Source organism: Paramagnetospirillum magneticum AMB-1 (genome assembly GCF_000009985.1).
GTDB classification, from domain to species: Bacteria; Pseudomonadota; Alphaproteobacteria; order Rhodospirillales; family Magnetospirillaceae; genus Phaeospirillum; species Phaeospirillum magneticum.
In genome coordinates this window covers 4,922,469-4,943,510 of sequence record NC_007626.1, presented here as the reverse complement: position 1 = coordinate 4,943,510, position 21,042 = coordinate 4,922,469, and the positions used below count along the sequence as shown (strand labels likewise).

Genomic DNA, 21,042 nt, shown 5'->3' with positions numbered 1-21,042 from the left:
CATGCTCAAGATGCGCATCATCCCCTGCCTGGACGTCAAGGACGGCCGCGTGGTCAAGGGAGTCAACTTCGTCGACCTGATCGATGCCGGTGATCCGGTGGAGCAGGCCAAGCTCTACGACAAGGCCGGGGCCGACGAACTGACCTTCCTCGACATCACCGCCAGTCACGAAAACCGCGACACCATCTATGACGTGGTGCGCCGCACCGCCGAGCAGTGCTTCATGCCGCTGACCGTGGGCGGCGGGGTGCGGGTCAACGACGATATCCGCAAGCTGCTGCTGGCCGGGGCCGACAAGGTCTCCATCAACACCGCCGCCGTGCATCGCCCCGAATTCGTGCGCGAGGCGGCCGAGAAGTTCGGCAGCCAGTGCATCGTGGTGGCCATCGACGCCAAGCAGACCGGTCCCGGCAAGTTCGAGATCTTCACCCATGGCGGCCGCAATGCCACCGGCATCGATGCGGTGGAATGGGCGCGGCGCATGACCGAATACGGGGCGGGCGAGATTCTGCTGACCTCCATGGACCGCGACGGTACCAAGCAGGGCTTCAACATCCCGCTGACCCGTGCCGTGGCCGATGCCGTCACCGTGCCGGTGATCGCCTCGGGGGGCGTGGGCAATCTCGACCATCTGGTGGAGGGCATTCGCGACGGCCATGCCACCGCCGTGCTGGCGGCGTCCATCTTCCATTTCGGGACCTACACCATCGCCCAGGCCAAGGCGCACATGCGTGCCGCCGGGATTCCCGTCCGCCCCTGAAGGGGTGCCCTTGCGGGGGGGGTGACAGCCCCGCCGCCATCTGTTAGGCAGGGGGCGTTGGGAAAGATGACGGTCTGGAACCAGTTAAAAGAGAGGGCACCGTGGCGCAGGACAGCAAGATTCTCGAGGAATTGTACACGGTGATCGCCAGCCGCAAGGGCACCGATCCCGACAAGTCCTATACCGCCAAGCTGTTTGCCCGCGGCCGCGGCAAGATCGCCCAGAAGTTCGGCGAGGAAGCGGTGGAGACCGTGGTCGCCGCTCTGTCCGAGGGCAAGGATGAACTGGTGGGCGAAAGCGCCGATACCCTTTACCATCTGCTGGTGCTGTGGGCCGATTGCGGCGTGGAGCCGGCCAAGGTATGGGCCGAGCTGGCCCGGCGCACCGGCACCTCGGGTATCGACGAGAAGAAGTCGCGCGCCAAGAAGTGATCACCTTCGGCCAAGGGAGCAAGCGATGGCCTATGATTCCAACAACATCTTCGCCCGCATCCTGAGGGGTGAAATCCCCTGCAAGAAGGTGCACGAGGACGACCATACCCTGGCCTTCCACGACATCAACCCGCAGGCCCCCGTCCATATCCTGGTGATCCCCAAGGGGGCCTATGTGTCCATGGACGACTTCTCGGCCCGGGCCACGGATGTGGAAATCGCCGCCTTGGTGCGGGCGGTGGGCAAGGTCGCCGAGATGGCGGGCGTCACCGCCGACGGCTGGCGCATGCTGAGCAATATCGGCGAGAACGGCCATCAGGAAGTGCCGCATCTGCACATCCATGTCTTCGGCGGCCGCAAGCTCGGTCACATGCTGCCCAAGACGGGCGCCTAGGGTAGAGACGGGGCTTTGCCCCGGCCCCATCGGGAGGCATACCTCCCGAACCCTCCGTTTATTTTCAAAATGAAATGAATGGGTTTGGGGCCTTTGGCCCCTATTCCGCCGCTTCCAGCCCCCGGGCGGTTTCCAGCAGAACTTGATGGATATGGTGGACCTGAGCCATGGCGGGGGCGGGCAGGTCGCCGATGGGCCGCATCATGCAGCCGTGCCAGACCCGCTGGCCTTCGGGGCTTTCCATATAGGCCCGCAACAGCTTCAGCGCGCCCTGCAGGGTTTTGATGGTGCGGCCATCGGCATAGAACTGGTCCCAGGTCAGGTTGTTGCCGTGTACCACCATCAGCGCCTGGATGATGGTGCGGCAGTGGCGCTCGAAGGCTTCCAAGCGCTTTTCCAGGGCGTGGTCCAGGAACTCGAAATAATGGGGCAGATATTCGCGCCGCAGCACGGCGCCGTCGCCGGCCAGCAGGTGTTCGAACGGCCGGACCATCAGGCGATGGAAGGGATTGGACCGTGCTCCCACATTGCCCTTGGGCAATTGGTGGAACTTGCGGCACGATTCCTCCTGGCGGATATAGGCGGCGTCGAGGACCATGCTGCCGCCGCTGATCAGGGCGGCGATGCGTTCCAGGTCGTGAAGGGAAACCTTGCCGTCTTGGGTCTTTTCCCGGGCCAGGGTCATGATCACATCGGTGACGATCATCGCCATATCATGGCAACGCCGCTTGTCCCGGGAAGGCGCGCAGGTGCTCATCGGGTCTTGACCCCATTTCTCGCCGGCTGTTGGAGCATGGCGCCGGGCACGCAACAGGCGCAATGCCCACAAAGGTCATAGGGCGATCAGACTCACCCCGCGCGACCGGGCATCAGCCTTCGGTATGAGAGCGCCTCGGCCACCTGCATCCGACCGACGGTCTCGGCGCCCTGAAGGTCGGCCAGGGTACGGGCGACCCGCAGGACGCGGTGCCAGCCCCGGGCCGACAGGCGCATGCGCTCGGCCGCCTCGGCCAGCAACTTGCTTCCCGCCTGATCGGGCGAAGCGACCCGCATCAGCAATTCGCCATCGGCTTCCGCATTGGTACGGATCGCCGCATCGCGATAGCGGTCGAGCTGGACGGCGCGAGCGGCGGCCACCCGGGCCGCCACCTCGGCGCTGCCTTCGGCGGGCGGCGGCAAGGCAAGGTCGGCCGGACTGACCGCCGGGACCTCCACATGCAGGTCGATGCGGTCGAACAGCGGGCCGGAGATCTTGGACTGGTAGTCCTGGCCGCATTTGGGCGCCTTGGAACAGGCCAGGGCCGGGTCGCCCAGATGGCCGCAGCGGCAGGGGTTCATGGCCGCCACCAGTTGGATGCGGGCGGGATAGGTGACGTGGGCATTGGCCCGGGCCACCACGGCGCGGCCGGATTCCAGGGGCTGGCGCAGGGCTTCCAGGGCGCCCCGCTGGAACTCCGGTATTATGGAGCAAACACACCAAGACGCCCCTAGCGGCCTGAAATCAAACATGTTCCACTAGTGTTCTGCTTGAGCAGGAGGCTAGGGATGAACGAGCCGGTTCGGGAATCGGGGTTTTTGTGCGTGACGGATATCCAGGGCATCCGCCATGCCGTGCGTCTGAGTTCGATCTCAGCGCTCAGGGATGCCGATGAGGATCGCACCGAGGCGATGATCGTCATCCACGGCGGCCGGGAGGCGATCCTGGTGGCCCATGATCTGGATCAGGTCTTTACCGAGATCACCCGCCTATGAGCCTGGGGCTCTACCCGTGCCAAATTCCTTGCCAAGGCGAAATAAATCTCACTTCAGCGGCTTGCTTCATCGCCATGTGTCCGACGCATGCGGAACCCAGTTGCGGCCCTGGACAAGCCAATCAGCTGGGGCAAGCATGAGACCCCAGATGCCTGCGAGAGGGTGACACCATGAATGGGCCCCTATCCGCCGAGGAACTGCGGCGACGCCGAATGAGCACCCTGACAGGCGAACCGGCCTCGACGACCGGGGAAAGCCTGTGGCGGCTACACCCAGATGGGTTGCCGGCGGTGATGCCGTCGGAGGGCCGGAGCGTCCTCATCGAGCCGCCGTCGAAATCGGCGCCGACACAAGACTGGCTCTTCTACCGCGACAATTGTCGCGCCCTGCTGGCGGATGAACCGGGCAATCCTAAAAAGATCGCGCTCTTGGAGGCGGCCGAGGAGGTGCTGGCCTGGCGTGCGGTACTGCCCGAGGAGCGTTGGTTCTGGCCGGCCGATGATTCCGATGACGGATATGTGCTGATCATCGAGGCCGCTCCCGGCGTCATGTATGCCCATGTCTGGGTGCCGGTCCCGTACTACACGGAATCCGACGCGCGGGTGATGGCGGTGGAGCGAGCCATTGAGCATTCCACGACAACGCGCCTCCTCCATCGCGGTGTCGAGTTGGCCCGCGTCGAGATCCACGAAGGCCAGGCGATAACGGTCCTGCCATCGGACGGCAATAAACAGGCGACCGATGACTAGAATGAACCGCTTCCGCCTGCCTCTGGAGGGGAGGGTCATGGACGACACTTCTCCGCTCTTCGGCATCCTGAGCGCCATCCGCAAGAACCGGGATTTGGCCGAACCAACCAGATTGGCCCTTGCCGTGGGCAATCACGGTTTCACGTCGGCGCCCGTGGCATTGGCCGAACTGCAGGCCGCCGGCGTTACATCCGCCGAGATCGCCACAGCCCTGCGCGAATGCCACATTTCACCGGTGTCGCGGCACGTCTATGTCGAGCGTGATCGCGATGATCTGCTGGCGGCCTTCGGAGTGGTTTCACCGATGCCGCATTTGCCCCCGGCCCCCGCCCTCTACGCAGAAGCGTTGGCCCGGCAGCACGGCTGGAGGCTGGCGGTGGGATCGGAGCTCGCCGCTCACCTGTGTGGTCTTCTCGACCGGCCGCTGTTTCCAAGGACGGTGGGCTATGACCGAGATCATGGGCGCTGGTTTGGCAACGGTCTGGAAATGGAGCCTGTTCCCCCGGCATTGCCGGATTGGCCGGTAGCGGCCCAGATTCTGGCCCGTGGCCTTGGGCGTCGGATTGATGGCGCCACCGCCGAGGGCTTGGCCCGGCATGGCGCGATCATGGGAAGAATGACGCTCTGGCGAAACCTGCTGGCCGATCAACTGGGGCAGTCACTCGACATTCTGAGTGAGCCCCTGCGCATTGTCGCCCTGGCGATCCGCGAGCAGATCAACAATGGCGGTCGGGATCAACGTGCTGCCCGCGGGGCTCCGCTGGATTGGTTGCCACCGGGCGTTCCTGATCGGTGTGCCCGTATCGAGGACTGGCGCCTCGGTGTGATCAAAACCGATCAAGGGATCTTCGAGGTCTTGCGAGGCCGATGCCTGAACCACCCCTATGCCGACCCCGAAAGGTTTACTTTCCGCTCGTCTCCGGTCCTCTGGATAGACGAGGCGGCAGGTTGGGCCATGGCTGAGAGCCGGGTCTATTGTCTCGGCAGGGCCAGGTGAACTCCGGTCAGTGGGGCTTTATCTCGCGCCTACCCTTTGATTGACGAACGGCTCGAAGGGTTGCTGAGGCCAATTCATCGTCTGGACAGAACCGACCTTAACGGACAGGATGCAGAATCGATGCAGAATACTCCGCACTTAGCGAACACGCCGATGCCTGGAACCAGCAGTTCCACGTCGAGCATCGGCATCGAGACGCTGATCCAGCCACACGTGCTGAGGAGCCCATTGCCGAGGCCCTCTCGACTTACGCACTCACCCGATGGAGAGACCAATCAGCCGGTCTCGCTGGAGGAAATTGGCTCGCCAGCGACCATCCGTCCGCGGCATCGTCGGTAGATGAGGCGACAGACTGGGCTGTGGCCGAAAGCCGGGTCTATCGCCTTAGCAGGGCTGATCGGTAAGGGATAGGTTCTCTAGGCGTCATCCTTGGGCTAAGGCAGTGACGAGACTGAAAGAATCTAACCGAACCTGACGCCCGCCAGTCTTACTGCCCGCGGCCCACTTTAGAAACAGGCTTCTACTCAAGCCACCGGTGATGCCTTAGTGGTGCCTATGCGCGCGAAAACCTCACGCCGAACCAGCCCCTAGTGATCGCTGGCGGTTGCGGCCTGAACTGCGACTGGAACACCAAGTGGAAGGAGACAGGCTTCTTCTCCGACGTGTTCGTGCCCCCCGTTGCCAATGATTCTGGCTCCGCCATCGGGACAGCGATCGACGCGCAATTCTACTTCACCGGAAATCCGAAGATCGAGTGGGACGTCTACTCTGGGCTCGCATTCCAGTCCGGCGGGACGTTCGACTCCTGGCGATACGACATCTACGACATAGACCACAGTGAGGTGGCGGAATTGCTTGCCAACGACCTCGTCCTTGGATGGGTGAGCGGCCGGTATGAGATTGGTCCCCGCGCGCTCGGCAACAGGTCCATCCTTGCCGCCCCGTTCCACGACAGCATCAGGGAGCGGCTAAACGTGATCAAGCAGCGCGAGCAGTTTCGTCCGATCGCGCCCGTCTGCTTGAATAAGGACGCCGCGCGATGGTTTGGCTGCCATCAAGCGAGCCCGTACATGCTTTACACGTACAAATCGACCACGGACGCGCTGGCCGCCGTTACGCACGTGAACGGCACCGCCCGGATCCAGACGGTCACGCCTGCCTCCAACAGGAACCTCTACGGCCTACTTACCGCGTTCAGCGCCCGCACAGGCTACGGGGTACTGTGCAACACCTCGCTGAACTTCAGCGGGAAGGGCTTCATCAACAACATCGGCGACCTCGACGCTTACGCTGTCCAGCACGGCCTCGACGGCTTCGTGGTTAACGGACGGGCGCACTTGCTGAAGAGCTCGGAACGCTATCAGGCTCATCTTAAAGTGTCCGCTATGCCGGTCCCCGGTGCGCGCGGGGCCAGCAGCGCGTAGTCCGGTTACATGGGCAACGGGGTCAACGCCGCCCAATCCGAACCTCAGGTACAGAAGGCCATACTCAGAATGAACGCCTATCCCCCCGGATTCGAGGAAAGCGATCAACTGCGCTCTGCGTTCATCCGGAAACTTACTCTGCATCTGCTTCAGTGCCCACGGTCTTCCGAGGCGAGCGAACTGCCGGTGGTGCCCCGGACGCTGATCCAATACTGGCACGACCCAAGTGACCTGCCGGACGACGTGCGCGACTGCCTAGCAAGCTGGGACCGCCTCGTCGATGAAGGCTTCGAGGTCCGTATGTTCTGCGATGAGAGTGCGGCGGCGTACATTGCCGAACATTACGGCACCCGCGAGTGCGAGGCGTTCGCGCGCTGCCGACACCCCGCGATGCGCAGCGACTATCTGCGGATGTGCTTCGTGCTCGCGGAGGGCGGACTCTATGTCGATGCGGACGACATGCTGCTGGGAGATGGCTGGAATGAGTTGTTCGGCGATGGTCGGCTGAAGGTACAGCCGCTGTGCTACGATATCCCGTCAGCGCGTATGGTACCGGCCGCCGAAATTTGGCGCCCCAATTTGCGTACCCACGGGCGCATTTTCTACGTTAACAATAACCCGATCGCGGCACCCGCCGGTCATCCCGTCCTGCGAGTTGCGCTCTCTCGAGCAACCGATCGGCTGCTCGGCGAGGACCAGCGCCCCGAGATCCAGACGACGACGGGGCCAGGAAACCTCACGGCCGCCCTGGCGGCCCACGCGCGCAACCTGATCGCCGCCGGAACACCTCTCGACTTCGAATTGCTCCGCGACTGGGAGGCCATCGCGGAGACTCGCTGGCACCTCTCCTATCGCAACGACGCGCGCAACTGGCGCAACATGGACGCTGGATTAAGCCTATGAACCTCCACGAAGCCTCCGGCCTGCTGCGCAGCCTCGCCTTTCGCGCTCTGCGCGTCGCCATTGGAGCGCTGCCCGGTGGTCGGATTTCTGCCTTTGGCGCGGGGCCCGACAGGATCGGATCGATCTTGATCTTGAACCTCGACCGGCAGCCGGCGAGGTGGCGTCGGGTGCTCCGCGAACTCGGCCGCTTTCGAACCTCCGACGGCGATCATCTCACATCGATCACGACACGACTCGCAGCGGTGGACGCACGTGACGGCCGCGCCGTGGCGGCGACGGCCGACGTCGATCCGAACTACCGCCTGGGGAACCAACTCCACGTCCAACCGGATGCGAGGCTGGAGGAGTGCTTTAGCGCCGATGAGCCAGTCCGCATGACGCGTCAGGAGGTGGCGGTTGCGAGGTCTCACATCGAGGTCTGGAAGGCTGTCGCGACGGGAAAGCACGAGCACGTCCTGGTGCTCGAGGATGACGTCTGGTTCAGACCCGGTGCGGCTGCTGCCATCGACCGTGGCTGGTGCGCCGCCCTCGAACGATGCCGCACCGAAGGCGGACCGCGCCTGCTTTACCTGTCCTACGCGGACGCCGGAGGGACGGCCAATCGCGCCGATCCCTGCGAAGCTCTCTTCCGGCCAGTGCGCGGACTATGGTTTCTGTCCGGCTACGTGCTGTCCCGCGAGGGTGCTGCGGCGCTGCTTCGCGCGATGCCGGTCATCGGCCCCGTCGACATGTGGATCAACTACCGTTTCCAGGAGCTCGGAGCGCTCGCACTCTCGTCTCCGGTGATCCTTCAAAGGCAGGATTGCGGCTCTGACAACTCCTATTCCGTCCTGCCTTATCTAGCTCGCGCCGGGATCATCGATGCCGGCTCGGGCCCGATGCCCCAACCCGCTTCACGATTGACCTGGTGAGACGCTTGTCTTCCAGGTTCATGCCGCGCTCGGCCATCACGTGTCTGGCCAATTCCTCGGTCGTAAGGGGTCTATTTGCCTCGCGCATGCTGCCAAAGCAGATTCGGGCCACCTCTCCTTTATAAGCGCAATGGCGTGGCGGAATCGGCCTGGGCTTGATTTCTTCGAGAGCGATGTCGGCATCGAACAGACGCAGAGTGGCATCCACGTTATCGAGGTCGATAATCGTCTGCCGAACCAGGGCCTGGTGATGCTCCAGCAGCCCAGCGAGTTCTGCTCTTTTTGCCATGAGGGCGGTTATGACGTGAGGAAGTGCCATGGCTGCAGGGTAGCGTCATGGCCCCAGCAGAGGCAAACCGCCCTTGGTGTGTTTGCTCCATAATACCGTGGAACTCGGGCAGCTCGTCCAGGAACAGAACACCGTTATGGGCCAGCGACACTTCCCCCGGCCGGGCCCGCATGCCGCCGCCCACCAGGGAGGGCACGGAAGCGGAATGATGGGGATCGCGGAAGGGCCGCCGGGTCAGCAGCCGGCCCTCGGCCAATTGCCCCGCCACCGAGTGGATCATGCTGACCTCCAGGGCCTCGGAGGGCTCCAGCGGCGGCAGCAAGCCGGGCAGTCTGGCGGCCAGCATGGATTTGCCCGAACCGGGCGGTCCCATCATCAGCAGATACAGCACTGCAAAACTAGATGCGATTTCCGGCCCCCTGTAAGGCCCGAGATGCTGGCCGTCTACATTGACATGTCGTGAATGGCTTCGGGGCTGTAAGGCCCGTCCTGGGAGTCAGGAGGTCCGTATCAGGCCCTCGCGCCCACCCGGCTATTCTCAGAGGTGGTATGTCGGTGCTATGTAACTGAATGGTGGCATAGCAAGAGATTTTGCCACATCATAGAATGCGATAGAGGTGAGAAACTATATATAAGGATGGTACAGATGAAATTAACAGGATGGCAGCGCTTAGGTGTTATTGGTTCGGCATTAATATGTCTCTACGGCAGTATTAGTATTTATCGACTAATGCCGATGGTGTCAGATCAAATTGAAATTGATGCCTCAGATAAATGCAATTCAGAAGTGCGCAACAATAGCCAAAAATTCGAACCTTGCATGAAACGAGAACTTGAAAATATTGATCAGCGCCTTGGTGATATTAGGCACGCTATGATCATTAAGAAGATCATATCGCCGATATTGGCGATATGGATTTTCGGTTCTATTGCCGTATTTCTGGGAAAGTGGATAAAGAAAGGGTTCTCAGGGGCTAGCCAGCCATGATGGCGGCACAGTCAATTCACCCTCATGGAATAAAGCCTATCGGGCCGGGGATAGACTGAAACCGCGAAGCTCTACCCAGGCCCTGAGAACACGGCGGACAGCTTCGGCCCGATCTGCACCTTCTGCATGGAGCTTCTGGACGACGCGAACCATCACCGGGGCATCCCTCTCCAATTCTGGCCGAATTCGAGAGGGGGTGGTCCGCGTCTCAATTTCGACCGGCTGAGTCTTGGGCGCCACCACCTTCTCGGCCATGTCGATCTTGCCCTGACCGATGGCTTCGGCCACGTCGCGGATGGGATCGGAAATGATGACCTCATCCCGGTGTTGCAGACCGGCGGCTCCGCTCTCGGTCAGGTTCTTGCGGAGGTAGCCGACCGTCCACGACAGATCATGGTCGAGGGCCTGGATATTGCCGCTCCGAGGGGCCTTGGTCTTGCCCCGCTGCCTGCAATAGCCTTCGAGGGCCTTGTAGGTGTCGGAGCCCTTGGGGCAGTCGAGGACAACCAGGTGAAGATGAGGGTGGTGGTCGAAGCGGATGTTCCTGCCGTGCTTCACCCTGGAGTAGTTGACGAACACGCCGAAGTACCGGGCGCTCTGGCCGCCGTTGCTCCGGGTGATGCGCTTGCGGATTGCCGACATGGCCGAGGCGGTGGTCTCGCCCTCGATCAGGTTCACGGACAGGAAGGCCATGCCGGTCAGGTCTGGATCGTGGAGCAAGGCGGCGCCAGCGCACAGATCCAGTTTGTCGTGGTCGTCATGATTGGAGAACCGGGTCTTGCACGAGATGCTCGACAGGGCTCTTGCCATCCGGGAGAGGTCTTCTTCCAGGGGGATTGAAGGGGAGGTGTCTATCCCTTCTAAGACTGTTCGGTTTCGGGGTTTCCTGGCGAACCTCTTGACGTACTTGAGAAAATCAAAATTTTGCATGGCCTGCGTGTCCGCAGAATGCAAGTTATTAGGTTCGGTTGGGTCGGTAGTCATGCCGGTGCTCCTCGTCGTCATAGGGAGCACAGCCAGGGCGATTTGCGCGGGCTGAGGAGATCAGCTAGACTCCTCGATACATGGATACAATCCACGCACAGTGTGGCTCCTCACTGTGCACCGAGGCCGGGCGCGTCAACGCTCGGCCTCAATCACATTCACGATAGCGTGGCAAAATGCGAATAGCAAATTTGAGGCTGGCTCTGGCTTTCGGCTTGGTTCTCGAGTCAATGCCGGTCGCTGCCGGTGAGGTCGCCGGGGTGTGCTTCACCCCTGGCGAGGACTGCACCGGCGTGATCGTCCGCGAGATCGGGCAGGCCCGACGAGAGGTGCTGGTCCAGGCGTACAGCTTCACGTCGCCGGAGATCACCAAGGCCCTGGCGGACGCCCGGCGACGTGGCGTTGACGTGCGCGTGATCCTCGACAGCAGTCAGCTCGGGCAGAAGAAGGGACAGGCGGGCGCCGGGTGCTGACGGGGAGCTTCAACTTCACCAAGGCCGCCCAAGAGCGCAACGCTGAGAACGTCGTGATCTTGGCCGGTGAGGACGTGGCGCGGGCCTATGTCGAGAACTGGCGACGCCACGCCGGGCATGCCGAGCGATACGAGGGGCGATAGGAGTAAAATCGCCTAGCGGGTGTACAGACCCCAGCGATCACGCTAGGCTTGGGCATCAACCATATGTGGAGTAAGTGATGCTCAAGGGGATTTTGGCGGGCCTAGTGGTCCTGGGAGTCGTGGGGACGGCGTGGGCGAAGGGGGTCAAGGGGGTCAAGGGGGAGGCTGATGACGCCACCAAGGAGCTGGAGGCCAAGAAGTGCATCCTGCACGCCGCCAATAAGCTGCCGCGAGGGTCGGAGGTGGTTGCCAGCGACGCGAGCTTCGCTACATACGGAGAGGTTCCTGTGCCGACTAAGGAGCCAATCCGCTGGTACACGGGAAAGCTGGGGGTCGTGGCTGCGGCGCAGAAGGTGGGCTATACCTTCAATTGTCCCGTGGTGGTGCTCGGCGGCGGTGGGGGCGCTGCGATCTTCGATCCGATGTTCGTCATGAAGCTGGCGCAGTAGGTGCGCCATGGATCTGGACTTCGAGCCGGTCTGGACCGGGGTTCAGATCCATATCCAGCCACCAGCAGGTTGACCGTTTTCGACATGGGCCGGGCAATGAGAGGACCACCCTCCGGCCGGTACCACCCACCCTCTTTTTTATCCGCTGACCCCTTCATGGGCCGGGGTGCGCCCTCGAGATCACGGTACGCAAATATTCGCTCAAGAAAAAATTAAACACATTGACATTTTCATCAAGTTATGCAGCAGACGATGCTGTCGTGACATAAGTAAGTGTGCGCTTATTTGCGGCTATGCCTTTGCTCTGATAGAAGGCATGCACAACAAGAACACATCTTCATTAGAGAGGTATATGCCATGAAGTTTGCTATCTTCTTCTGCGACGACCGCTTCAACGATACGAACCTGACGAGCGCTGAACGTGTTGATCTTCTTCTTGAGATGATCGAGCGCGGCTCGTTCGGCTTTGACGACAAGAGCGTTACCGACGTGACCGTCGTTGAGCTGGCCGGTGGCGGTCGCCATGTCGCGGCCATCGCAGCGTGACGAGTTGACCCGAGGTTGACTCGGGGTTGACCAGCAGGCCGCCGGGGACGCTCCGGCGGCCTTTTGCTTGGCCTACGCCTGGGCGCTGCGGAGCACGACGTTGCGGACAGAGCTGGCATGCCACTGACCGCCACGGGCCGTCTTGATGCCCCTGGTGTTCAGCACGTCGGCAATGGCCGCATAGGACGTGACGCCGGACGCCTGGATGCTGGAGATGATGGGCCTCACGTTCGCGGCCAGAAGATCGGCAGCAGCCATGCGCGTTGCGGAACTGGCCTCATACTGGCCTTCAGTGCGACGGCCACCCAGAGCCTTGCCGCGAGCTTTGGCGGCCTGGAGAGCGGCAACAGTGCGCTCAGAGATGCGCCGAGCCTCATCCTCGGCCACCGCCGCCAGGATGTGCAAGGTCAGGCGGTTGGCGTGCGGGTTGTCGCAGGCCACGAAGTCCACACCGGCCTCCATCATGTTGGCGATGAACGCGACGTTGCGGGCGAGGCGATCCAGCTTGGCGATGACCAGCACGGCCCCGGCCTTCTTGGCGGCCTTGAGCGCCTGGGCGAGCTGGGGACGATCTGCACGTTTGCCGCTCTCGATCTCGGTGTACTCGGCCAGCAGATCCCAATCACCGCCGTTGAGGTAGGCGCGGACGGCGGCCTGTTGAGCTTCAAGGCCCAGACCAGACTTGCCCTGCTTGTCGGTCGAGACGCGGTAGTAAGCAATGAATTTGCCGGTCGCCATCTTCGTTCTCCTTGGTCATACAAACTATCAACGCTCGTTGACTGTTTGTATGACAGGTATTTTCCATGCTGGGAACCCGCTATGATTGCGGTTAGTCTTGCGAATACCTGTAGTCTGGAGCGATCATGGCGCGGAGCTGCTTATGGAGGTCTACATGGATACCTTGCGGATGATCTTCGTCTCCATGCTGGTGCTGTCGGTGTCGTCCGGCGTCATGGCCGAGGACAGGCCCAAGCCGGTGGTGCCCGACCTGTTCAGGCATGAGCGACAGGTCGAGGTTCGGCCCAGCGGTCGCCAGGACGGGAGCTATGAGGTCTACAGGGGCTGGGAGCGCCAAGGGCGGCTGGTGCCGGACGGAACCGGCGGCTATCGGTTCTGGCCCGATCTGAACAAGCCTACCTATGACCGGGTGCCGGGCATCACGATGCCGAGGTAACCGCCTCTCGCCATGCTTGCGGCGCGATCTCGACTTCCCTACCTATCCGCGATCTCGGTGTTCCTGTACATTGAAGGGCGGGCCATGTGCATGAAGGAGGGGGCAGATGACAACGAGGACGAAGGAGCCCATCGTTTGTGAATGCGGGCACGAGGGCTATCTGAGGTGTTCGGAGAACGACCAGCCATTTAGCAGCTTGTGGGAGTGCTACAGCCTCGACGGTTTCAGCGGGGGCAGCCTGACCATAACCAGCAGCAAGGAGATGCCCGAGGATCTCCTTGCTGCACTCAAGCCGACGTGTCCCAAGTGCGGCAAGACCGGAAGCGTGAAGTACGCTTAAGCGATGGCCGGGATACTATCGGCCCTGTCGGATCATCTTCCGCATCACCCCGTTGTTGCGGTAGTCCATGCTGACTGCCGCCAGAGTGGCGTTGGGGTTCCTGGCGATATGTCGATCCACCTCGGCGGGGTCGAGTACGGAGATGACGTTGATCGCCAAGGGGCGATGGACGACCGACGGCGACATGTCGCTCATGCCAGGGGTGGTAAGGTCGCTGGCATTGGGCGTTTGCCAGTTGCTCTCCAGCGCCCCGAAGGGAGCTGAATTACCGAAGATGCCGCCGTTGTGATAGACCCCTTCGGGGAGAGGAATACCGCTCATCTTCATGGCCGCCACGGTCGCCGCCACGTTCTTGGTGGGAACGATCATTTCACCATGCTGGAGCAGGGCATACCCCTCGTCGGAGGCCAGCTTGGTTCCGCCGAACGAGGTGTTGGAGCTGCCATTGGCCTCGAAGATGCCGCCGGTGTGGAAGGAGCCGCCAAAGGCTTCCATCATGCCGGGCGAACCGGCGATGTCGGAGTTCGCCCCAGCGTTGGCAAGGCCGCCCTCGCCCATGGCACTGCCGATGCCCTTGACGCCCGCCACCGCCATCTGGGAGACGGCCAGGGCACCAAGGAATGACGCCGTGCCGACCACCGCGGCGGCCCCGAAGGTGGCGATGGAGGCGAGGATGGCCGGGAGCGCCCAGGCTTCGGCCAGCATGGAGGCCGCCAGCATACCGCCGGCAGTGGTGACAGCCAGGGAGGCGACACTGGCCGCCGTCGTCACGCCGATGGCGGCAACGCTCTGCTCGGAGTTCTGGTTCAGCTCCATGCCGAACATCTTGGAGAGGGCGGTGGCCACCAGCATACGGACCCCGAACTCGATCACGGCCTTGATCAGGCCGCCCACGATCAACTGGGCGATGTCCTGAAAGAGGGACTTCATCTTCTTCTGGCCGGTGATGACCTGGACGATGCCGTTGGACATGGTGTCGGTGAACGTGCGGACGGCGGACGCGGCTCCGGTCTGCATGTACTGGGTGAAGCTCATGGTGTAGCTGTTGAGGAGCTGCATCATCTCGACGCGCCCCTGGAGGGCCGTGTTGGAGTTCAGCATGGCCCCATAGGCGGCATCCTGCATGCTGTAGAGCTGCTGCTGGAGCTGCACCTCCTGGCGCTTCAGGTCCAACAGATTGGACTGGTGCTGGACGGCCTGATACTCGGGGCTCTCCATGTTCGAGTTGGTGCGGGCCTTGTCCAGGTTGGAGACGCGGGCCTTCTCGATGTCGAGCCGGTTCATCTCGGACACGAAAGCCGCAGTCTGGTACCGGCGCTGGTCCTGGTAGACCTGCTCGATCTGTCGCTCCAGGTCGAGCCGGGCCTTCGCCATGTCGTTCCGCTGCCATTCGCCCGTCCGCATCAGGTCGATCTCGTTGCGGAGCTTCTGGGCGTCGCGGGCCAGCTCGGCATACGCCTGCCTCTGGGTGTCGTTGCGGTACTGGCCGGTACCCATGAGCCGGGTCTCGTCCTGGGTCTTGGTCAGTTGCAGGGCGGCCTTGGCGTGGGTTGAGGCGTCGAGCTTGGCCCGGTATTCGGGGCTGGAATAGAGGGCGCGTTCCTCGGCCAGCTTCGCCATCTCCAGATCCAGCTTCGCCATCTCGTTGCGGATGATCTGCTCGCGGTGGCCGTCATTGGCATACACCTCCAACTGGAGGCGAAGGGTCTTCTCTTCCTGCCGGAGCTTGGTCATCTCCTGGTCGATCAGGGCGGCCCGGTAGGAGTCTCGGTCGTGCAGCTCCAACTCCAGCTTGGCCTGCTCGGTGGCGAGCTGAACTTGCCGTTCCCGGCCATCGCCCAGCAGCCCGCGATAACCGGCCTTCTGCATCAAGCCCATCTCCATGAGGGCCTGCTGGTTGGCGAACGTCGCCGCGAACACGCGGTCGCCCTCGTAGGTGGTCAGGGAGAGGGCCTGTTGCTGCTGGCTGAACTGCTGGCGCATCCTGGCGCCCTGCTTGCGCTTGGCGTCCAGGTCGGTATCGGAGAGGGTGTTGGCGGTGGCCGCCGGATCACGGGCGCCGGTCTCGATCTCCTTCCGCTCTCGGGCGGCGCGGGCGTCCACCACCTTCTGCATGGTGCCGGTCTTGTCGAGCTTCGCCAGTTGGCGCTCCACATAGGCCGTCTCGGCTTCCTGGTAGCTGCGCTCGATGGCGACGGCCCGGCCTTCGGTCTTCCTGGCCTCGAAGGTCAGCTTGCCGATCTCGGCTTCCTTGACTTGGTCGAGGGTGATGGAGAGCTGACGCCCGAACCGTTCCATCGCCTGCCCGAGGGTGTCCCGGAACTGCTGCTTGGCACTGTCGGGCACGTCCGCCGAGTTCTCGACCCAATCGGCCATCTTGGCGAAGACGCCCATCTGCTTCTCGTTGGCGGCGATGGTGTCGGAGAGCGTGTCGCGCTGGGCGGGCTTGGCCGCCTCGGACATGGTGCCCTGGAACACCGCCGAGACTTCGGCCATGCGAGCGCCGGTAATGCCCCGGTCGCGGAACTGCGGAAGGGCGTCCCAGCCCTCCTCCAGGGAGGTGCCGGAATTGAGCTTCAGGTCATGGTCGATCTCGCGGATGCGGCTCATCCGGCGCTCAAGATCCGACATGATCTTGGCCGAGGGATCGGACTGGGCGAGGGACTGGCCGTAGAGGGAGACGGCCTGGTTGCCCAGGCGCAATTGCTCCATGGCGGTGTTGCGAAGGGCACCAGAGGGGCGCATGTCTTCGATCAGGCCGCCGCCTTCCGACATGGCCTTGAGCGCCATGGTGGTTTCGGAGAAGTCCTTGAGGAACTTGGCCTTCCAGTCGGAGTAGGCGTGCTGGAACTTCTGGGTCGCCCGGATGCCCTCGTCGGGCTCGAACATGCGGACGCCATCACCCAGCAGGCCGCCCAGGCTGGTGGTCCACTCGATCCAGGAGTCCGCGATGTTGGCACCGGCTCCGACGACCTTGCCGAACGCCTTTCCGGCGTCGCCCATGTCCTCGTATTTCTTCTGGTAGAAGGTGAGGTAGTCGAGGGCGTCTTGGGCCTCGTCCATGGCCCTGGAGAGATTGCCGCCCACAAACTTGGCGGTGTCCTTCCGCTTCGCCTCGTCCATGGCCTTCGCCCTGGCGTTCCTCGTGTCGTCATAGGACTGACCGGCGGGGGCTTGGGCGCTGTCGTTGGCAAGGGTGAGGGGCGACTGGATCAGGCGGTGGCGACGGTCGAACAGCTTGGAGATGTCGTCGGACAGGGCCGGGCCGACTTGCGACAGGCCGGTCTTGGCTCCATCGACCATCTCCGCGATCAGGTCGTACCCCCATTTGAAGCCCTTCGCCATTGCCCGCTCGGGCATGATCTCGTCCAGCAGGCCGAGGCCGAACGCGGTCAGGAAGCCCGCACCGCGAACGGTCAGGCCCGCAAGGACGCCGGGGAGGCCGAGACGGTTCTTGCCGAGGAACAGCATGCCCACCAGCCCGATCTCGCGGACCTCGGGCGGGAAGTTTCGCCAGAAGGACTCGGCCCCCCTCAACGTGGTGTCGGCCACGGCGGCGACGGTGCCGCCGATCTGAGAGTGGAAGTCCTGGGTCTGGTCGAGGTGCTTGGCGATGCCGTCGCCCACGTTGAGGAAGCTGTTGATGAACACCTGCCCGTTGGCCTGGGCCTTCGCCACCTGCACCTTCATCCAGGCGTCGATGTTGTCGTTCGCGTGCTTGAGGGCCACGCCGAGGGCGGTGTTGATCCCGCTGTCGGACATGAACATGCCCGAGTTGGACTCCATGACGGTCTTGAAGTTGACCATCTGGCCGGAGAGGGTCTTGGAGCGGGCTTCGGCGTACTTCTGGAACTCCTCGGTCCCGGCGGCCCAGGCTTCGGCAAACAGCTTGCCGTCGATCTTGCCGGTGGTGACGAGGTTGTTCAGCTCCACGGTGGTGATCTTCGCCTTCCCGGCGATCTGGTCGAGGCGGCGGGCCACGTCGGGGGACTCGTTGGCGATGCGGGTAAGGCCCTTCGCGGTGATGACCATAGCGTTGGGCAGGGCCTCGCCCAACTGACGCTTCAGCTCCTCCATCTGGAGCTGGTTCTTGCCAATGACCTGACGGATGGCGACGAACGACCGCTCCAGCTCGACATGGGAGGCCCCCATCATGGCGGCCGCGCCGACCGTGCCCTTGATGACCTTGTTGACGGTCTCGACGCTCACGCCGAGGGCGGTGGCGACCGGGATGGTCTGGACGTAAATCTGGGACAGCGACTTGATGGAGGTGCCCGTCTCCATCGCCATGTCGCGGAGCCCGGCATAGACCTTGGCGTTGTCGTAGGTGGCCTCGTTGGCGCGGCCCTGCGCCTTCGCCAGCTCGTTCAGGCTGTTGGCGATGACCGACAGCTTCCGCTGGAGGTTCATCATCTCGTCACCGGCCATGACCGCTTCACCGGCCATGCGGGTAAGGCCGATGCCGCCCAGCAGCGTGGCAAAGTCCTTGATGGCGGTGGAGCTGCTGCCGATGGACCGCTCGAAGACGCGGACGGCGTTGTCCGCCGTCTTCAATCCGGCCTGGAAGGAACTGGTGTCGAGGTCAAGGACGCTGACGAGCTTCATGGTCGTTACCCTTCTTGTTGGTTATGCGGCCAAGGCCGTGGGCATGGAGATGTCGGGAGAGGGAAGGCATGCCTTCCGGGCTTTCCACCCGCCTGCGGCTCGACGAGGGAGGCGACATGGCGTTGCAAAGACCATCCGCCGAACCCACTCGGGATGCGTGTCCGCGAAGTCGCAGGCCGCTTCAAAGCCCGTGTCGTCGCCGAATATCCAGGCAAGGGCTTCCGACTTGGCGTCATATTCCGGCCAGGGGAGAGAGCCGGTGTTGGTGCTGCTCTCGCCTCGGGCGTCCTTGACGGCCTGGGCGATGATCGCCGACCAGAGGAGTCTTTCTTCGGGGATCATGCGGGCTCTCCTACAAGGTGCTGAAGGCGCTGGGGGTCGCCGCAAGTGAGTCGCATTAACTCCGATGCCAATTGATCCTTGCTGTGGGCGGTCTGGCCGCCGAGGGCGGCCACGATCTGACGCAGCCATGCGGCACCCCTCATGTGAAGCATGGCGGCAATCCATGCCTCGAAGTCCTTGGCCTCGGGCAGTCGGTCGATCAGGGCGACGGGCCGACCAGGAGTGACCGGGGGCGGTGGGGCTGACGGCAGGGTTTCTTTCGTCAGATCCGCCCCAGCCCGCTCGGCAATCTCGGCTCGGATCTCGTCTTCCTCGTCAGGACTGAGAACGGTGATGACCAAACCGACGGGCTGGTCGCTGCCCTGGTTCCCACCGGCGATGGCGGGCAGTAGCCCGAGCCGACGAAGGCCCTCTTCGCTCTCGCGGAGCGCCCGGACCATACCATTCATGGCGACCGGCCCCGGCCCACCGTTTTCGATGCTTTTTTTTAGAAAAAGGTTCGTTTGACCTATGAGGGTCGCATAACCGATGGCGAGCCCTTGCCATGCATCGCCCCCAATTTTGGCCCATTTCTCGATTTCGGCCTCAAGCGCATCCGCTTCCTGAATACGAGAGGACGCCGGTAACGCAGCGGCCCCAGGCTGCGCTTGGGACTCTGGAGCGCGATCCGCCGGGGCTGGAAGGGCCTTGGCCGGTGCGGGCGCTGGGGTAGTAGCTCCCGCCTGCTCTCGAAGCTCTTTCAGCTTCTTATTGACGGCCTGCTTCTTTACGCCCAACAGGTCGGCAGCCTCTTTCTGCGTCAACTCGCCCCGCTCGATGCGGTCAACCATGTTGGCGTCAAGGCCAGCCAGTCCGATCCGGGAGGTGGGCGAGGTCGTGGTCATCGCCAGGAAGCGTCCATACGAACGAGAGACGCCCCGCCGATGTGGTGGCGGGGCGGCTTCGCGGGCCAGGTGGTAGCCTGGACGTCAGGCATGACCCAGGCCCTTGCGGATCAGGTCCAAGCCGCCGCCCGGCAAAGACGACGGGCGGCGGTACGGCGCGGCGTTGCCGAGGGTGTTGCGGCGTTCCTGCCGCTCGGCCTCGACCTTGCGCTGTTCGGCTTCCCGCCGGGCGGCGGCCCGGATTTCTTCCTTCTCGGCGGCGTCGGCGGCGATCTGTCGCTCCATGGCGACCAGTTCGTCCACCTCGTCATCGCTGATGACGGTCACGTCGTCGGCGGACATGGCCTGCCGCTGGCGGTCGCGGATCCGCCTGGGGGTGCTGTCTGCAATCGCAGCCCGAGAAATCGAGCGCATGAAGGAACGCACCATCCCGCCGAAAGAGCGCCAGCGGGCCACCGGGGTATTCGTTAATGGCCAGGCTCCGTTCGGGTACCGGAAGCGAGCTGACAAATCCTTGGAGAAGTGTCCAGGCGAGGAAGAGACGGTGCGCCGCATCTTCCGCTCCTGCACCACCGGCGGCATGGGGCGGACTCAGATCGCCCGCAGTCTGAACCAAGATCGGGTGCCGCCGCCCGAGGTGAAGGTGGTTCTCCCGGACGGCACCACCCGGAGAATGCGACCGGCCTTGATAGAGGCCGATGGTGGCGTGGGCGCGTTCACCGCGTGGCTGGAAAAGAACGGTGCCAGGGTAGATGGAATTCCAGAATGGCAGTCGAGAACGGTTGCTCGGGTTCTGGACAACAGCGCCGCTTGTGGTTGGCTTTGGTCGGCCACGAGGAAGGACAAGATCAAGCTCGTGATCCACGGCGGCCCAATCGTTACGGAGTCAGAATTTAACGATGCCACGGCGGCCAAGAAGATCAGGATGAAGTCTGGCCAGCCACCCGGTGAGGGACGGGGTCGCCGTCCGATAACCCCGTGGCTCTTGGTCAGCAAAATCGTCTGTGGTTCCTGCGGTAAGAACTATTTCCACACCGACTCCAAGGGTGTGCATTACTACGTCTGCCACGCTCGCAAAACCGGCAAGCTTTGCAAGGGGCCGTATCTCCAGATGGTGAAGGTGGACAACGAGGTGAAGGCCGCGGTGAAGGGCTTCATTGAGAACCGCATCGGTGGCCCGGCCAAGATCAGGGAGCTGGTCATGGGTCAGTCGCTCCGTGACCAGCGGCAGCTCACGCAGAATATCGAGCAGATGGAAGCAGAGCTGGCCAGGACGGAGATGGTGTGGAAGGAAAAGCAGGCCATTCTTGGGCGGCTCGCGACAATGAAGGTGGAAGAGGCGAGCGTTCCCGACTTAGTCGCCGAGAACGACAAGGCAAGGGCCGAACGCCAGCGCGTTGCCTCGGCTCTCTCAGCTCTGATGGATCAGAAGTCCCTTCTCGACACGGGCGTTATCGTGAGTGGGGCCGAACTGGACAGGATCGTCAATCGGATCGAGTCCGGC

At 62.9% G+C, this 21,042-nt stretch carries 21 protein-coding genes and 4 pseudogenes; 16 read left to right on the top strand and 9 right to left on the bottom strand.

Features of this window, described 5'->3' with window-relative positions:
• Position 1 precedes the first annotated feature (1 nt).
• From hisF to AMB_RS22915, 3 genes are all read left to right on the top strand, one after another.
• Complete coding sequence (gene hisF, locus AMB_RS22925; protein WP_011386875.1) at positions 2-760, top strand: imidazole glycerol phosphate synthase subunit HisF; 759 nt, start codon at positions 2-4, stop codon at positions 758-760.
• 101 nt (positions 761-861) lie between these two features.
• A complete protein-coding gene (locus AMB_RS22920; RefSeq protein WP_011386874.1) occupies positions 862-1,191 on the top strand; it encodes a phosphoribosyl-ATP diphosphatase in 330 nt (109 codons plus the stop codon).
• A gap of 25 nt (positions 1,192-1,216) precedes the next feature.
• Positions 1,217-1,585, top strand: coding sequence for a histidine triad nucleotide-binding protein (locus tag AMB_RS22915; protein WP_011386873.1), 369 nt, complete (start codon positions 1,217-1,219; stop codon positions 1,583-1,585).
• Positions 1,586-1,685: 100 nt separating this feature from the next.
• On the opposite strand, the gene AMB_RS22910 is transcribed toward AMB_RS22915, so the two are convergent.
• A complete protein-coding gene (locus AMB_RS22910; RefSeq protein ID WP_231848932.1) occupies positions 1,686-2,291 on the bottom strand; it encodes a hypothetical protein in 606 nt (201 codons plus the stop codon).
• A 143-nt stretch (positions 2,292-2,434) separates the two neighbouring features.
• Positions 2,435-3,046 (bottom strand): annotated as a pseudogene (locus AMB_RS22905) (ATP-binding protein); the annotation flags it as partial.
• 84 nt (positions 3,047-3,130) lie between these two features.
• Between AMB_RS22905 and AMB_RS22900 the strand changes: the two are divergent.
• The 6 genes from AMB_RS22900 (at position 3,131) to AMB_RS22875 (ending at position 8,321) form a co-directional block, all read left to right on the top strand.
• Complete coding sequence (locus tag AMB_RS22900) at positions 3,131-3,337, top strand: hypothetical protein (RefSeq protein ID WP_011386870.1); 207 nt, start codon at positions 3,131-3,133, stop codon at positions 3,335-3,337.
• Positions 3,338-3,549: 212 nt separating this feature from the next.
• Positions 3,550-4,086 (top strand): hypothetical protein, encoded by a 537-nt coding sequence (locus AMB_RS22895; protein WP_043745701.1) that lies wholly within the window; start codon positions 3,550-3,552, stop codon positions 4,084-4,086.
• 37 nt (positions 4,087-4,123) lie between these two features.
• The gene (locus AMB_RS22890; RefSeq protein WP_148207530.1) at positions 4,124-5,083 is read left to right on the top strand and encodes a hypothetical protein; all 960 of its coding nucleotides are present in this window, start codon (positions 4,124-4,126) and stop codon (positions 5,081-5,083) included.
• A gap of 590 nt (positions 5,084-5,673) precedes the next feature.
• The gene (locus AMB_RS22885) at positions 5,674-6,507 is read left to right on the top strand and encodes a carbamoyltransferase C-terminal domain-containing protein (RefSeq protein ID WP_083763584.1); all 834 of its coding nucleotides are present in this window, start codon (positions 5,674-5,676) and stop codon (positions 6,505-6,507) included.
• Positions 6,508-6,576: 69 nt separating this feature from the next.
• On the top strand, positions 6,577-7,410 hold the full coding sequence (locus AMB_RS22880; RefSeq protein ID WP_043745700.1) for a glycosyltransferase family 32 protein: 834 nt from the start codon (positions 6,577-6,579) through the stop codon (positions 7,408-7,410).
• Entirely contained in the window at positions 7,407-8,321 is a 915-nt protein-coding gene (locus AMB_RS22875) for a glycosyltransferase family 25 protein (RefSeq protein ID WP_011386865.1), read from the top strand. Before AMB_RS22880 ends, AMB_RS22875 begins: the two co-directional genes overlap by 4 nt.
• A 389-nt stretch (positions 8,322-8,710) precedes the next feature.
• Here the strand turns inward: AMB_RS22875 and AMB_RS24735 are convergent.
• Positions 8,711-8,992, bottom strand: a pseudogene (locus tag AMB_RS24735) (ATP-binding protein); the annotation flags it as partial.
• A gap of 264 nt (positions 8,993-9,256) precedes the next feature.
• Here AMB_RS24735 and AMB_RS25490 point away from each other — a divergent pair.
• Positions 9,257-9,598, top strand: a complete 342-nt coding sequence (locus AMB_RS25490) for a hypothetical protein (protein ID WP_148207529.1) — start codon at positions 9,257-9,259, stop codon at positions 9,596-9,598.
• A gap of 36 nt (positions 9,599-9,634) precedes the next feature.
• Here the strand turns inward: AMB_RS25490 and AMB_RS22860 are convergent, their stop codons facing one another.
• Entirely contained in the window at positions 9,635-10,408 is a 774-nt protein-coding gene (locus AMB_RS22860) for a hypothetical protein (protein ID WP_043745694.1), read from the bottom strand.
• Between the two features lie 404 nt (positions 10,409-10,812).
• On the opposite strand from AMB_RS22860, the gene AMB_RS26665 reads away from it, so the two are divergent.
• From AMB_RS26665 to AMB_RS22845, 4 genes and pseudogenes are all read left to right on the top strand, one after another.
• Positions 10,813-11,055: a phospholipase D-like domain-containing protein gene (locus tag AMB_RS26665; RefSeq protein ID WP_231848931.1), complete on the top strand. Its 243-nt coding sequence runs from the start codon at positions 10,813-10,815 to the stop codon at positions 11,053-11,055.
• Positions 11,049-11,099 (top strand): annotated as a pseudogene (locus AMB_RS27035) (hypothetical protein); the annotation flags it as partial. The gene AMB_RS26665 and the pseudogene AMB_RS27035, both read left to right, overlap by 7 nt.
• Before the next feature lie 176 nt (positions 11,100-11,275).
• Positions 11,276-11,647 carry a hypothetical protein gene (locus tag AMB_RS22850; RefSeq protein WP_043745692.1) on the top strand — a complete coding sequence of 124 codons (372 nt, stop codon included), beginning with the start codon at positions 11,276-11,278 and terminating at the stop codon, positions 11,645-11,647.
• A gap of 357 nt (positions 11,648-12,004) precedes the next feature.
• On the top strand, positions 12,005-12,193 hold the full coding sequence (locus AMB_RS22845; RefSeq protein WP_011386859.1) for a hypothetical protein: 189 nt from the start codon (positions 12,005-12,007) through the stop codon (positions 12,191-12,193).
• Positions 12,194-12,265: 72 nt separating this feature from the next.
• Here the strand turns inward: AMB_RS22845 and AMB_RS22840 are convergent, their stop codons facing one another.
• Entirely contained in the window at positions 12,266-12,931 is a 666-nt protein-coding gene (locus AMB_RS22840) for a recombinase family protein (protein WP_011386858.1), read from the bottom strand.
• A 154-nt stretch (positions 12,932-13,085) separates the two neighbouring features.
• Between AMB_RS22840 and AMB_RS22835 the strand changes: the two genes are divergently transcribed.
• Positions 13,086-13,367, top strand: a complete 282-nt coding sequence (locus AMB_RS22835; protein ID WP_148207528.1) for a hypothetical protein — start codon at positions 13,086-13,088, stop codon at positions 13,365-13,367.
• Positions 13,368-13,722: 355 nt separating this feature from the next.
• On the opposite strand, the gene AMB_RS22825 is transcribed toward AMB_RS22835, so the two are convergent.
• The 4 genes from AMB_RS22825 to AMB_RS22810 form a co-directional block, all read right to left on the bottom strand.
• On the bottom strand, positions 13,723-18,312 hold the full coding sequence (locus tag AMB_RS22825; RefSeq protein WP_011386855.1) for a tape measure protein: 4,590 nt from the start codon (positions 18,310-18,312) through the stop codon (positions 13,723-13,725).
• Between the two features lie 21 nt (positions 18,313-18,333).
• On the bottom strand, positions 18,334-18,654 hold the full coding sequence (locus AMB_RS22820) for a hypothetical protein (protein ID WP_011386854.1): 321 nt from the start codon (positions 18,652-18,654) through the stop codon (positions 18,334-18,336).
• Complete coding sequence (locus AMB_RS22815) at positions 18,651-19,538, bottom strand: hypothetical protein (RefSeq protein ID WP_011386853.1); 888 nt, start codon at positions 19,536-19,538, stop codon at positions 18,651-18,653. The genes AMB_RS22820 and AMB_RS22815 overlap by 4 nt, the downstream gene beginning before the upstream one ends.
• Positions 19,539-19,622: 84 nt before the next feature.
• Positions 19,623-19,880, bottom strand: a complete 258-nt coding sequence (locus AMB_RS22810; RefSeq protein WP_043745690.1) for a hypothetical protein — start codon at positions 19,878-19,880, stop codon at positions 19,623-19,625.
• On the opposite strand from AMB_RS22810, the pseudogene AMB_RS26660 reads away from it, so the two are divergent.
• Positions 19,822-20,628 (top strand): annotated as a pseudogene (locus AMB_RS26660) (recombinase family protein); the annotation flags it as partial. The gene AMB_RS22810 and the pseudogene AMB_RS26660 overlap by 59 nt on opposite strands.
• Positions 20,629-21,042: the final 414 nt, after the last annotated feature.